11 protein-coding genes are annotated in these 13,075 nt (G+C 68.2%); 4 read left to right on the top strand and 7 right to left on the bottom strand.

Going from position 1 to position 13,075, the window contains the following annotated elements; all coding sequences use genetic code 11:
* Nucleotides 1–16: 16 nt before the first annotated feature.
* The 4 genes from proX to ACODTB_RS09820 all read right to left on the bottom strand — a co-directional run bounded on the left by proX (nucleotide 17) and on the right by ACODTB_RS09820 (nucleotide 4,391).
* The gene (gene proX, locus ACODTB_RS09835) at nucleotides 17–985 is read right to left on the bottom strand and encodes a glycine betaine/L-proline ABC transporter substrate-binding protein ProX (RefSeq protein WP_291118461.1); all 969 of its coding nucleotides are present in this window, start codon (nucleotides 983–985) and stop codon (nucleotides 17–19) included.
* 98 nt (nucleotides 986–1,083) lie between these two features.
* On the bottom strand, nucleotides 1,084–2,178 hold the full coding sequence (gene proW, locus ACODTB_RS09830) for a glycine betaine/L-proline ABC transporter permease ProW (protein WP_291118301.1): 1,095 nt from the start codon (nucleotides 2,176–2,178) through the stop codon (nucleotides 1,084–1,086).
* Nucleotides 2,179–2,207: 29 nt separating this feature from the next.
* Nucleotides 2,208–3,407, bottom strand: coding sequence for a glycine betaine/L-proline ABC transporter ATP-binding protein ProV (gene proV, locus ACODTB_RS09825; protein WP_488929272.1), 1,200 nt, complete (start codon nucleotides 3,405–3,407; stop codon nucleotides 2,208–2,210).
* A 384-nt stretch (nucleotides 3,408–3,791) separates the two neighbouring features.
* Nucleotides 3,792–4,391, bottom strand: coding sequence for a YqhA family protein (locus ACODTB_RS09820; RefSeq protein WP_291118295.1), 600 nt, complete (start codon nucleotides 4,389–4,391; stop codon nucleotides 3,792–3,794).
* Nucleotides 4,392–4,540: 149 nt separating this feature from the next.
* Between ACODTB_RS09820 and acs the strand changes: the two genes are divergently transcribed.
* Nucleotides 4,541–6,535: an acetate--CoA ligase gene (gene acs, locus ACODTB_RS09815; protein WP_291118292.1), complete on the top strand. Its 1,995-nt coding sequence runs from the start codon at nucleotides 4,541–4,543 to the stop codon at nucleotides 6,533–6,535.
* Nucleotides 6,536–6,617: 82 nt separating this feature from the next.
* On the opposite strand, the gene ACODTB_RS09810 is transcribed toward acs, so the two are convergent.
* Nucleotides 6,618–6,932, bottom strand: coding sequence for a c-type cytochrome (locus ACODTB_RS09810; protein ID WP_291118289.1), 315 nt, complete (start codon nucleotides 6,930–6,932; stop codon nucleotides 6,618–6,620).
* A 123-nt stretch (nucleotides 6,933–7,055) separates the two neighbouring features.
* On the opposite strand from ACODTB_RS09810, the gene ACODTB_RS09805 reads away from it, so the two are divergent.
* Complete coding sequence (locus ACODTB_RS09805) at nucleotides 7,056–7,301, top strand: TIGR04438 family Trp-rich protein (RefSeq protein ID WP_291118286.1); 246 nt, start codon at nucleotides 7,056–7,058, stop codon at nucleotides 7,299–7,301.
* Nucleotides 7,302–7,319: 18 nt separating this feature from the next.
* Here the strand turns inward: ACODTB_RS09805 and ilvD are convergent, their stop codons facing one another.
* Nucleotides 7,320–9,026 carry a dihydroxy-acid dehydratase gene (gene ilvD, locus ACODTB_RS09800; protein ID WP_291118283.1) on the bottom strand — a complete coding sequence of 569 codons (1,707 nt, stop codon included), beginning with the start codon at nucleotides 9,024–9,026 and terminating at the stop codon, nucleotides 7,320–7,322.
* Between the two features lie 104 nt (nucleotides 9,027–9,130).
* On the opposite strand from ilvD, the gene ACODTB_RS09795 reads away from it, so the two are divergent.
* On the top strand, nucleotides 9,131–10,051 hold the full coding sequence (locus ACODTB_RS09795) for a LysR family transcriptional regulator (RefSeq protein ID WP_291118280.1): 921 nt from the start codon (nucleotides 9,131–9,133) through the stop codon (nucleotides 10,049–10,051).
* A 5-nt stretch (nucleotides 10,052–10,056) separates the two neighbouring features.
* Nucleotides 10,057–10,857, top strand: coding sequence for a prolipoprotein diacylglyceryl transferase (gene lgt / locus ACODTB_RS09790; protein ID WP_291118277.1), 801 nt, complete (start codon nucleotides 10,057–10,059; stop codon nucleotides 10,855–10,857).
* A 125-nt stretch (nucleotides 10,858–10,982) separates the two neighbouring features.
* Here the strand turns inward: lgt and ACODTB_RS09785 are convergent, their stop codons facing one another.
* Nucleotides 10,983–13,067 (bottom strand): TadG family pilus assembly protein, encoded by a 2,085-nt coding sequence (locus ACODTB_RS09785; RefSeq protein WP_291118274.1) that lies wholly within the window; start codon nucleotides 13,065–13,067, stop codon nucleotides 10,983–10,985.
* Between the last annotated feature and the right edge of the window lie 8 nt (nucleotides 13,068–13,075).

Below are 13,075 nucleotides of genomic sequence, written 5' to 3'. Positions count from 1 at the left end.
ACGGGGTGTCGGCGCCTTAGCGCTTGGCGGCCGCAAGGGCTTGCGCGACCCAGCCGTCAAAGGTCTTCTGGTGCGCCTTGATCCAGGCGTCGGTGTGGCGCTCCACGTCCTGCGGCTTGTTCTGGCCTTCGCGCATGCGCAGGTTCTGGGCGTTGATGTCGGCCACCGGCAGCGCCATCACCTCGAACAGCCGCGCGGCCGCCGGGTTCTGCTCGGTGAACTGCCGGTTGGCCACGATGCGCTGCGTGTTGAGCACGAAGCCGTAGTTCTGGCCGTTGGGCAACTGGGTGTCGAGCTTGCTCTGTTCACCCGGGAGCGATGAGAACGGCACCTGTAGCCACACCACTTCCTGGCCGGGGCGCAGCACGCCGCTCACCCAGTAGGGCGTCCAGGTGTAGTACAGCACCGGCTGGCCCTGCTTGAGGCGCGTGATGGTGTCGGCGATCAGGGCGGCGTAGCTGCCTTGCACATGGGTCACGGTGTCGCGCAGCTTGTAGGCGTCGAGGTGGTGTTCGATCACCGCCTCGCAGCCCCAGCCGGGGTTGCAGCCGGTCAGGTCGGCCTTGCCGTCGCCGTTGTGGTCGAACAGCTTGGCGATCGCCGGGTCCTTGAGCTGGTCCACGCGCGTGATCTTGTGGGCCTCGGCGGTCTTCCTGTCGATGAGGTAGCCCTGGGCCGCGCCAGGGGAGTAGGCGCCCTGGCGGTAGAGCTTGGCGTCGCCGCCAGCGTTCTTGTAGAAGTCCGCGTGCAGCGGGTCCCAGTGGTCGGCCATGAAGGTGGCGTCGCCGTTGGCGATGGCGACGTGGGCGGTCGGGTACTCCACTTCCTTGATCGGCTTCACGTCGTAGCCCAGCTTGGCCAGCGCGCGCGACACCAGCAGGGTCTGGAAGGTCTCTTCGGCGATGGAGCTTTGCAGTGGCTGCACGGCAATGCCCTTGCCGGGCAGGTTCTGCGCCTGGGCCGGGCCCGTGAGGGCGAGGGCCATGAGGCCGCCGCCAAGCAGGCTGCGCCACAGAGGGGTGGTCGTGTGAAGGGTCATCGGTTTCCTTTCGATGGTGGGTGGGAAGACCTGGGCGCGGACGCTCAGGAGGTGGAAAGCGGAGCGGTGGAGGGCGGTGCCACCGGGCGGGACGGCGAACTGCGCAGCAGCCGCACGAGCAGGCCGGCGGGCCCTTGCTGCCACCAGTGGCGCGCGCCCCGGCCGGGCCGGCCCAGGGCCTGGGTGATGCGGTCCAGCGCGATCGCCAGCAGCACGATGCCCAGGCCGCCGACGGTGGCCATGCCCATGTCCAGGCGGCCGATGCCGCGCAGCACCATCTGCCCCAGGCCACCCACGGCGATCATCGAAGCGATGACCACCATGGACAGCGAGAGCATCAGCGCCTGGTTGATGCCCGCCATGATGGAGGGCAGGGCCAGCGGCAGCTGCACCTTGGCCAGCATCTGCCAGCGCGAGGCGCCGTAGGCGCGCGCTGCCTCGATCAGGTCGGGCCGCACCTGGCGGATGCCCAGGTCGGTCAGGCGCACCAGCGGGGGCAGGGCGAAGACGATGGTGACGATGACGCCGGGCACGTTGCCGATGCCGAACAGCATCACCACCGGCACCAGGTAGACGAAGGCCGGCGTGGTCTGCATCGCGTCGAGCACCGGGCGCAGCAGGCGCTGCGTGCGGTCGCTGCTGGCCAGCAGGATGCCCAGCGGCAGGCCGATGGCGATGCAGAACACCAGCGAGGTCAGCACGAGCGAGAGCGTGACCATGGCTTCGGGCCAGATGCCCAGCATGCCCACCAGCAGCAGCGAAACCACGGTGCCGATGGCAATGGCGCGGCCGGCGAACTGCCAGGCCAGCAGGCCCATCAGCGTGACCATGGCCAGCATGGGCACGCTCAACAGCAGTTGTTCCACGCTGGTGAGCGTGGTGTCGATGGGCGCGCGCACGGTCTGGAAGAAAGGGCGGAAGTGGTCCACCGTCCAGCTCAGGGCGTCGTTGATCCAGTTCTCGACGGGCAGTGAGCCGTCCCACAGCTGGCTGAGGCGAAAGCCATCGTCGGCCATCGGGGTGCTGGTGTCGGCGAGCGCGGTGGTGTCGAGCCAGTTGTCGCTGGCGGCGGCGGTGGACGCGCCCCACGCATCGGTGGTGGCGGGACTGGCGGTGATCTCGATGTCGGTGTCGGTCATGGTGTCGGTACTCTCCAATGGGGGCGGCCTCAGGCCGCCGCGCGGTCCAGGAACTTCAGCAGCGTGTTCTTGCTGATGGCGCCGCGGTAGCGGCCGTTGGCGTCCACCACGGGCAGCGGGTACGGCGCGTTCGCGGCCTGGCCGAAGAGCTCGGCCACCGGGTGGGCCGCGTTGACCACCTGCACGTCGGGCAGGTAGGCGCGCGAGAGGCCGAGCGGGCCGTCGTGGTCCTGCAGCGCATGGCGCAGGGAATCCGCCGACACCAGGCCGAGGTAGCGCTGGTCGGGGCTGACGACGTAGGCCCAGTCGCGGTCCTTGTCCTCGAGCAGCTTGAGCGCGGCGCGCGCGCCCTTGTTCGGGTGCTCGGCCACCACGACCTGCGTGTGCCGGGCGATGTCGCCGGCCTTGAACACCGCCGCTGCGTCGACGCCGCGCACGAAGTTGCGCACGTAGTCGTCGGCCGGCTGGCGCAGGATGTCTTCGGGCGTGCCGACCTGCACCACCTGGCCGTCCTTCATGATGGCGATGCGGTCGCCGATGCGCATGGCCTCGTCGAGGTCGTGCGAGATGAAGACGATGGTGCGGCGCCGGACCTGCTGCAGGCGCAGCAGCTCGCTCTGCATCTCGGTGCGGATGATCGGGTCCAGCGCCGAGAAGGCCTCGTCCATCAGCAGGATGGACGGGTCCGAGGCCAGCGCGCGCGCCAGGCCCACGCGCTGCTGCATGCCGCCGGAGAGTTCGTCGGGGTAGCTGTCGCCCCAGCCAGCCAGGCCCACCTGTTCGAGCGCCTGGTCGGCCAGCGCCAGGCGCTGCGCGGGCTTGACGCCCGCGAGTTCCAGGCCGAAGGCGGTGTTGTCGCGCACGGTCATGTGCGGCATCAGCGCGAACGACTGGAACACCATGCTGATGTCCTTGCGCCGCAGGGCGCGCAGGCCGGCGTCCGAGAGGTCGTTGATGTTCTGGCCGTTGACCAGGATGCGGCCGGCCGTGGGTTCGATCAGCCGGTTGAGCAGGCGCACCAGCGTCGATTTGCCCGAGCCCGACAGGCCCATGATGACGAAGATCTCGCCGGCCTCGATCTCGAAGTGGGCGTCGAAGACGCCAATGGATTGCCCGGTTTCGGCGAGGATCTCCTGCTTGCTGCGGCCTTCGCGGACGAGATCGAGGGCGGCCTCGGGCTGGTCGCCGAACACCTTGAAGACGTGTTCGATGGAAATCGGTTGGGCCATGGGTGGTGCTGCCTCCTGTGCAAGTTGGACAAGGCACCGCGAACGGTCTTGAAGCAGGGGGCACGCGCGTGCCCGACCGGGTCATTCAAGACCGCAGACAGACACTGACAGCGACGAATCGGCAAACCCAGCGCCTGCCATCACGCAAGCCCGGTCAGCGGGCCCTGTCTGGGGGGCTGGCACGGTGCGGGAGTGACGCGGCGTCGAGGCCGGAAGACCGGCCATTGAAATCTCTGTGCCGCGACGGGATGCAGGGCGATCCGCGAGTAGCACATGAGCGCCACCCGGCCAGGGGCCGGATGGCTGAGGCGTCAATTATAACTTTTGTGCATGGATGGCCCGCGCTGGGTTGCAGAAAACCCCCATGCGCCCGAAGGCGCGCCGTCAGTGGCCGTTGTCCGCCGGGTGGGCCATCAGCCGGTCGGTCATGGCGATGGCCATGGCGCTGAGCAGGAAGACCACATGGATGATGGTCTGCCACATCAGGACCTTCACGTCGTAGTTGGCGGCGTTGATGAAGGTCTTGAGCAGGTGGATCGAGCTGATGCCGATGATGGCCGTGGCCAGCTTCACCTTGAGCACCGAGGCATTCACGTGGCTCAGCCACTCGGGCTGGTCGGGGTGGTTTTCCAGGTGCATGCGGCTCACGAAGGTCTCATAGCCGCCCACGATCACCATGATCAGCAGGTTGGAGATCATCACCACGTCGATCAGCGCGAGCACCACCAGCATGATGATGGTCTCGTTCAGGCCGGTGAGCTGCACGTCGCTCTTGTAGCCGATGCTGGTGACCAGCTTGGCCAGCGCCACGTCGTTGCCGAACGCGGCCTCGATCAGGTGGACCAGCTCGACCCAGAAATGGAACACATAGATCGCTTGCGCCGCGATCAGTCCGATGTAGAGGGGCAACTGCAGCCAGCGGCTGGCGAAGATCAGGTTGGGCAGCGCGCGGATCGGGGCTTGGGCTTTGACGGGGTCGCTCATGGATGGTGACACAATGTGCCGAGCGCCCGGGATGGGCGGCCAGACGGCAGGCGGTATTGTAGGTCTGCGTCCTGTCCTGTAAGTGACTCGTAAGAGCCCTTGAGCACAGTCCCGGCCTGTCATCTGCCCACAACATTTAGGAGACCTTCATGTCCGCGCCTTCGTCGACGATCGAATCCACCCTGGTCGAAAACCGCGTCTTTGAGCCCTCGGCCGCCACCGTGAAGGCCGCGCGGGTCTCGGGCATGGAGGCCTACCAGGCGCTGTGCGCCGAGGCCGACAAGGACTTCGAAGGCTTCTGGGCCCGGTTGGCGCGCGAAACCCTGAGCTGGCACAAGCCCTTCACGAAGACCCTTGATGCCTCCAGGGCGCCGTTCTACAAGTGGTTCGAGGATGGCGAGCTCAACGCCTCGTACAACTGCCTGGACCGCCACATGGGCACGCCGCTGGAAAACAAGACCGCCATCATCTTCGAGGCCGACAACGGCGACGTGACCAAGGTCACCTACAAGGAACTGCTGGCCAAGGTCTCGCAGTTCGCCAACGCGCTCAAGGCGCGCGGCGTGAAGAAGGGCGACCGCGTCGTCATCTACATGCCCATGACGGTCGAGGGCGTGGTGGCCATGCAGGCCTGTGCGCGCATCGGCGCCACGCACAGCGTGGTGTTCGGTGGCTTCTCGGCCAAGGCCTTGCAGGAGCGCATCCAGGACGCGGGCGCCGTGGCCGTGATCACCGCCAACTACCAGTTGCGCGGCGGCAAGGAGCTGCCGCTCAAGGCCATCGTGGACGAAGGCATCGGCATGGGCGGCTGCGATTCGATCAGGAACGTGATCGTGTTCCAGCGCACCCCCACGGCCTGCAACATGGTCGCGGGCCGCGACACCTTCATGCACGACGCCATGGCCGAGCAGTCCACCAGCTGCCCGGCGGAAATGGTGAGCGCCGAGCACCCGCTGTTCGTGCTCTACACCTCGGGTTCCACCGGCAAGCCCAAGGGCGTGCAGCACAGCACCGGCGGCTACCTGCTGTGGGCGCAGCTCACCATGAACTGGACCTTCGACCTGCGGCCCGAAGACATCTTCTGGTGCACGGCCGACATCGGCTGGATCACCGGCCACACCTATGTCACCTACGGCCCGCTGGCCGCCGGCGCCACGCAGGTCGTGTTCGAGGGCGTGCCCACCTACCCGAACGCCGGGCGCTTCTGGCAGATGATCGAGAAGCACAAGGTCACGATCTTCTACACCGCGCCCACGGCGATCCGCTCGCTGATCAAGGCCGCCGAGGGCGATGAAAAGGTGCACCCGGCGCGCTCCGATCTCTCCAGCCTGCGCCTGCTCGGCTCGGTGGGCGAGCCCATCAACCCCGAAGCCTGGATGTGGTACTACAAACACGTGGGCGGCGAGCGCTGCCCCATCGTGGACACCTTCTGGCAGACCGAGACCGGCGGCCACATGATCACCCCGCTGCCGGGCGCCACGCCGCTGGTGCCGGGCTCGTGCACGCTGCCCCTGCCGGGCATTGCCGCGGCCATCGTCGATGAGGCCGGCAACGACGTGCCCAACGGCGCGGGCGGCATCCTGGTGGTGAAGAAGCCCTGGCCGTCCATGATCCGCACCATCTGGGGCGACCCGGAGCGTTTCAAGAAGAGCTACTTCCCCGAGGAACTCAAGGGCTACTACCTGGCGGGCGACGGCGCGGTGCGCAGCGCCGACCGGGGCTACTTCCGCATCACCGGCCGCATCGACGACGTGCTCAACGTCTCGGGCCACCGCATGGGCACGATGGAGATCGAGTCCGCGCTGGTGGGCAAGACGGACCTGGTGGCCGAGGCCGCCGTGGTGGGCCGCCCGGACGACCTCACGGGCGAGGCCATCGTCGCCTTCGTGGTGCTCAAGCGCAGCCGCCCCACGGGCGAGGAGGCCAAGGCCATCGCCAGGCAGTTGCGCGACTGGGTGGGCAAGGAAATCGGCCCGATCGCCAAGCCCAAGGACATCCGCTTCGGCGACAACCTGCCGAAGACCCGCAGCGGCAAGATCATGCGCCGCCTGCTGCGCTCCATCGCCAAGGGCGAGGCCATCACGCAGGACACCTCCACGCTGGAGAACCCGGCCATCCTCGAACAGCTGGCCGAGACCAACTGAAGGTCCCATGCCGGCGCCGTGCCGGCAACAAAAAACCCGCTGGACTCCAGCGGGTTTTTTTGTGGGTGAGCAGGCAGGCGGCTTACTTGATGCTCAGCACCCAGGCCGCGAGCTTCTTGGCCTCGGCTTCGCTGACCTGCGGGTTGGGCGGCATGGGCACGGCGCCCCAGTTGCCCTTGCCCACTTCGGAGCCCTTGACGATCTTGGCGGCCAGTGCGTCCACGGCCTTGGCGTCGCCCGCATACTTCTTGGCCACGTCCTTGTAGGAGGGGCCCACCAGTTTCTTGTCCACGGCATGGCAGGCCATGCAGTTCTTGCTCTTGGCGAGGGCTTCGTCGGCGATGGCCGGAGCGGCCAGCGTCGTCATGGCGGCCATAATCAGGAGAGCGCGTTTCATGGGGTGTCCTTGTCGATGAATGCGGGAGAGTGTCACGCGATCGATTCTACCGAGCCGCACCCGCCCAGAAACGAACGCTTACAGTTTCTTGCCCGCTTCACGGGGCCTTTACCGGAGTTTGTGATGTATTTGCTGATCGCAGGCGTCGTGCTGTCGTTGTTGAAGTACCTGGAGTTCGGCGTGGTGGCCGAATGGTCGTGGTGGTGGGTGCTGTCGCCGTTTGCCCTGGCCGTGGCCTGGTGGGCCTGGGCCGACGCCACCGGCTACACCAAGCGCAAGGCGATGGAGAAGATGGATCAGAAGAAGAAGGACCGCATCGACAAGCAGCGCGAGGCGCTGGGCATCAAGCCCAAGCGCCCCTCGCGCTGACCGATCCGCGCTGGCGGATCAGTAGTTGTCGAGCACGGCGCCCTTGCTGGCGCTGGCCGCGTTGAACGCGAACTTGGCCTGCACGCCGCGCGTGTAGCGCGGTGCCGGCGGCGTCCAGCCTTCACGGCGTTTGGCGATCTCCGCCTCGGGCACGTTGAGCTCCAGCACCAGTTGGTGGGCATCGATGGTGATGGAGTCGCCTTCTTTCACGAAGGCGATCGTGCCACCTGCGGCGGCTTCGGGCGCGACGTGGCCCACCACCATGCCCCAGGTGCCGCCGGAGAAGCGGCCGTCGGTGATCAGGCCCACGCTCTCGCCCAGGCCCGCGCCGATCAGCGCACCGGTGGGGGCGAGCATCTCGGGCATGCCGGGGCCGCCCTTGGGGCCCAGGTAGCGCAGCACCATCACGTCGCCCGCGACGATCTTGCCGTCCAGGATCGCCTGGAGCGCGGACTGCTCGTCGTCGAACACGCGCGCCGGGCCGGTGATGACGGGGTTCTTCAGGCCGGTGATCTTGGCCACCGCGCCTTCGGGCGACAGGTTGCCCTTGAGGATGGCCAGGTGGCCTTCCGCGTACATGGGGTTGTCGATGGGGCGGATCACGTCCTGGTCGGCGCGCGGCGCATCGGGCACGTCCTTGAGCACCTCGGCCACGGTCTGGCCCGTGATGGTGAGGCAGTCGCCGTGCAGCAGGCCGGCCTTGAGCAGCACCTTCATGACCTGCGGGATGCCGCCAGCCTGGTGCAGGTCGACCGCGAGGTACTTGCCCGAGGGCTTGAGGTCGCACAGCACGGGGGTCTTCTTGCGGATGCGCTCGAAATCGTCGATGGACCACTCCACGCCGGCCGCGTGCGCGATGGCCAGGAAGTGCAGCACCGCATTGGTGGAGCCGCCGGTCGCCATGATCACGGCCACGGCGTTTTCCAGCGACTTCCTGGTCACGATGTCGCGCGGCTTGATGTCCTTCTTGATCGCCTCGATCAGCACCTTCGCCGACTCCCTGGCCGAGTTCTGCTTCTCGTCGTGCGGGTTGGCCATGGTGCTGGAGTACGGCAGCGACAGACCCAGGGCTTCGAAGGACGAGGACATGGTGTTGGCGGTGTACATGCCGCCGCACGAGCCGGAGCCGGGGATGGCGCGCATCTCGATCTCGCGCAGGTCTTCGTCGCTCAGGTTGCCGGCGGCGTTCTGGCCCACGGCCTCGAACACGCTGACGATGTTGAGGTCCTGGCCCTTGTAGCGGCCGGGCAGGATGGTGCCGCCGTACACGTAGATGGCGGGCACGTTGGCGCGCAGCATGCCCATCATGCCGCCGGGCATGTTCTTGTCGCAGCCGCCGACCACGACCACGCCGTCCATCCACTGGCCCTGCACGCAGGTCTCGATGCAGTCGGAGATCACCTCGCGGCTGACCAGCGAGTACTTCATGCCTTCGGTGCCCATGGCCATGCCGTCGGAGATGGTCGGCGTGCCGAAGATCTGGGCGTTGCCGCCGGCTTCCTCGATGCCGGCCACCGCCGCGTCGGCCAGCTTCTGCAGGCCGCTGTTGCAGGGGGTGATGGTGCTGTGGCCGTTGGCCACGCCCACCATGGGCTTCTTGAAGTCGCTTTCCTCGTAGCCCATGGCGTAGTACATGGAGCGGTTGGGCGCGCGCGACTTGCCCTGCGTGATGTTGGCGCTGCGGCTGTTGATGGGCTTGATGGAGATGGTTTTGTTGTCGGCCATGGAGGTCTCTTCGTGGGGAGGTGCGGGAAGTATGCGTCAGGCCGGCGGCCGTTTCCAATTGCTTTCGGGGCTTCCATTAATATGCCATGCATATGAGTGATGCCATGAAAACGTTGCACATTGAATTGCGCCAGTGGCGCCAGTTCGCCGCATTGGCCGAAGAGCTGCACTTCGGCCGGGCCGCCGCGCGCCTGCACATCACGCAGCCGCCGCTCACCCAGGCCATCGCGGGGCTGGAGCAGGCGCTGGGCGTGCGCCTGTTCGATCGCACCAAGCGCAGCGTGGCGCTCACGCCCGCGGGCCGGGCCCTGCTGCCTGAGGTGCGCGACCTGCTGGGCCGGGCGCAGGCGCTGCCCGAGCTGGCGCGCGCGGCCGCCGCGGGCGAGCTGGGCCGGTTGCGGCTGGCCTTCGTGTCCACCGTGGGGTTCGAACTGCTGCCGCGCTGGGTGCGCGCCTTTCGCCAGCGCTGGCCGCAGGTGGCGCTGGAGTTGATCGAGGCCACGGGCGACGTGCAGCTGGAGCTGCTCGCGCGGGGCGAGGTGGACGCGGGCATGGTGCTGCATTCCCCGGGGTTGCAGGCGCCGGGCCTGGCGCACGCGCGCATCGCCAGCGAGCCCTTCGTGGTCGCGCTGCCCGAGTCGCACCCGCTGGCCGCGCGGGACCACCCGGGGCTGCCGGCGCTGCTGGCCGAGCCGCTGGTGATCTTTCCGCGGCGCATCCTGCCGACCTTGCACGACGCCATCTTCGCGCTGTACCACGCGGCCGGCCGCGCGCCACAGGTGGCGCAGGAGGCGATCCAGATGCAGACCATCGTCAACCTGGTGTCGGCCGGGCTGGGGCTGGCCTGGGTGCCGCAGAGCGTGCGGCAGTTCCAGCGCCCCGGTGTGGTCTACCGCAGCCCAAAGCCCTCACGCGGGCGGGCCGTGCCGGCGTGCGAGACCAGCCTGGTCTGGCGCGCCGATGCACTCACGCCGGCGCTGAGCCACTTCATCGAATTCGCCCGCGCGCAAGCTGCACCACAATAGGCCCCATGTTGCAACACCCCCAGATCGACCCCGTCGCCCTCCAGATCGGCCCGCTGGCCATTCACTGGTATGGCCTGACCTACCTGCTGGCCTTCGGCCTGTTCCTGCTGCTGGCCAACGCGCGCCTGCGCCATCCCCCATTCGCCAGCGTGACCCAGCCGCCCTGGACGCGCCGCGACGTGGAGGACATCCTGTTCCTGGGCGTGCTGGGTGTGGTGGCCGGCGGGCGCATCGGCTACTGCCTGTTCTACAAGCCCGCCTACTACCTCGCCAACCCGCTGGAGATCTTCGCGGTGTGGCAGGGCGGCATGAGTTTCCACGGCGGCCTGCTGGGCGTGATGCTGGCCATGGTCTGGTACGCGCGCAGCCGCCAGCGGCCTTTCATGCAGGTGATGGACTTCGTGGCTCCTTGCGTGCCCACGGGACTGGCCGCGGGGCGGCTGGGCAACTTCATCAACGGCGAGCTCTGGGGCCGCGTGGCCGATCCCTCGCTGCCTTGGGGCATGGTGTTCCGCGGCGCGGGCGACCTGCCGCGCCACCCCTCGCAGGTGTACCAGTTCCTGCTCGAAGGCGTGTTGCTGTTCGTTCTGCTGTGGTTCTACGCCCGCAAGGAGCACGCGCGTGGCCAGGTCTCGGCCGTGTTCCTGTTCGGCTACGGCGTGTTCCGCTTCATCGCCGAGTTCTTCCGCGAGCCCGACGCTCACCTGGGCCTGCTCTCGCTGGGCATGAGCATGGGCCAGTGGCTGTGCGTGCCCATGATCCTGGCGGGCGCGTTCATGTGGTGGTGGTTCGGCAAGAGGCGCTGAACACCCCCTGCGCCGCTTCGCGGCTTCCCCTCTCTGGCGCCTTCGGCTGGGAGGGGGACGGCACCTTGGGCCGGCGGAGCCGGACCCTCGGTGCCCCTGGCGGGGCGTCGCAGGTCGTTGCTTGCTCAATACACCAGGTGCGCGCGCGCCTGGCAGTTGAGGGTTCGCAGGTGCACGTCGATCTGGCCCAGGTGCAGGCCCAGCACGTCGTGCAGGATGGGGGTGAGCACACTGCTCCCGATGCCGTCGAGCAACGGCCGCAGCGCCTGCAGCAGGTAGCCGGCGAGGGCGGTGACGGCGTTGGGCACGGTATCGCCGCCGGCGGACGAGTTGCCGTTCAGGCTGTTGGCGATCTCGTTGACGCAGGCCGCGTCGTTGGAGCCGATGAGTGCGCTGCACCCTCCGATCACGCCGCCGAGCACGGCCCCCAGGATGTCGCCCACGCTGGTCAGCAGCCCGCCGACGAGGTTGCCTACCCCGGTCAACAGGCCTTGCAGGTTGAGTGTCAGGGTGTGGCTCAGCAGGGCCAGCACCTCGCTGCTCAGCCCGCCCAGGAATCCACCGAGGCCGTTGGTGGTGTTCTCGATGCCGGCCTTGATGGTGGCCAGGCGGCCCACGCGGCAGGGCCGGCTGCCGCAGGCGACGCCTTGCGCGTTCCACAGGTTCTGCGCGGAGGCCTGGCGCTGCGCCAGAGTCAGGGCCGGCCCACGATCGAGCGTTTCCACCAGCAGGGTGGCCAGCAGCGCGTCGGTGATGTTCTTGACGGTGCTGCCCAGCAGCAGGTCGTTGCCCACCGTGCCGGTTTCGCCGGCCGCCAGGGTCACGCTCGCCTGCAGTGGCAGCGCGTCCATCTGTAGGTGCGTGCGCAGGCTCACCAGGTTCACGGGCCCCAGGCCCAGGCGCAGCAGGTCCTCGTCCGCCAGGTTCTGGTCGCAGCTCGCGCTGGTGGAGAAGATTTCATTTTCATTGGCCGGGTTGGCGCCGGGCCGGCCCACGCAGACCTTGACGATGGAGGCGTTCACCGCGATGGATGCGCGTTCCGTGCCATCGGGTTTGCGCAGCGCGGGTGTGCACATCTCGGTGAGCGTGCCTCGGCCGTTGACCAGGTCGACCATGATGGGCAGCTTGATCTGCGCGAGCTGGTTGATCACCGGCATGTTGCTGGTGCTGATCTCGATCCAGGTGCGCAACTGGGCGGTGTAGGCCGTGGCGCCCACGCCACCGATGGCCACGGAGGGCGGCTCGATCAGCACGGTCTTCGCGCTCACCAGGCCGGTCAGGCTCAGGCCGTTGACGGCCACCGCGTGCTTCTGCGTGGCCACGCCGATGGCCGAGTACACCAGGTCCAGCGCGTTCACGCCCACGTTGAGCGCCGAGGCGGCGTTGGCGCCGGGGGCGATGATCTCGGCGAACAGGCCCGAGGGCCCGCTGGCCAGGCTGCCGAGCTGCACCTCCAGGTCCGGCACGCCCAGGCGGGTGGCCACGGCGTTGAGCAGTGCGGCGTTGCTCGCCAACAGCGTGTCCTGCCCTGCGGCCGTGACGATGGCGTTGAGCAGCGGCCCCAGCTGCACAGTCTCGGCCGCGAGCAGGGTGTTGAGTTCGCCCACGCCGATGTCGGTGGCCACCGGGATGCCCATGGCCTGCAGCAGCCCGGCGGGGGTGATCTGCACCTGCGCCAGGCCGTCGTAACCCACCAGCGAGGTGCCGCTGAGGTCGAGCCCGATGCCCTTGAGCAGGTCGCCCAGCACCGAGTCTCCGGTGCGCAGCAGGGTGCTGCCCACCGAGAACGAGGCCAGCGGGTCGGTGGCGGCGGCGATCGCTTCGGCCCGCAGGCTGCGCTCGCCCGGAAAGAAAGCGAGCAGGGGCGGTGGCGCGCCTTCGATCACCACGTGCACGGCATTGAAGGCGGTCTGGTCGGCGGTGAAGTGGCGCTCCGTGCCCTGGGCCGGGTCCCAGCGGCCGCAGGTCACCACGGGTGTGAAGCCGGCGAGGTTCTGGCCGGCGTTGGTGAGAGCCGCCGCGCGGGCCGCGGTGCAATCGGCCGGCAGCACGGCCGAGCCGCCCGCGACGGCCGCGAGGTCGGCCGTCTTCTGCAGCTCGCGCTTCATGAAAAACAGGTAGCCCAGTTCGGTGCCCACGAGCGCGATCACGATCAGGCTGAGCGCGATGGCCGTGTTGATGACGATCGACCCGGACTGGCGGCGGAACATGGGGCGGT

The organism is Hydrogenophaga sp. FG152 (genome assembly GCF_057809615.1).
Note: the sequence above shows the minus strand (reverse complement) of the source record. Positions and strands in the feature narration are given on the sequence as shown.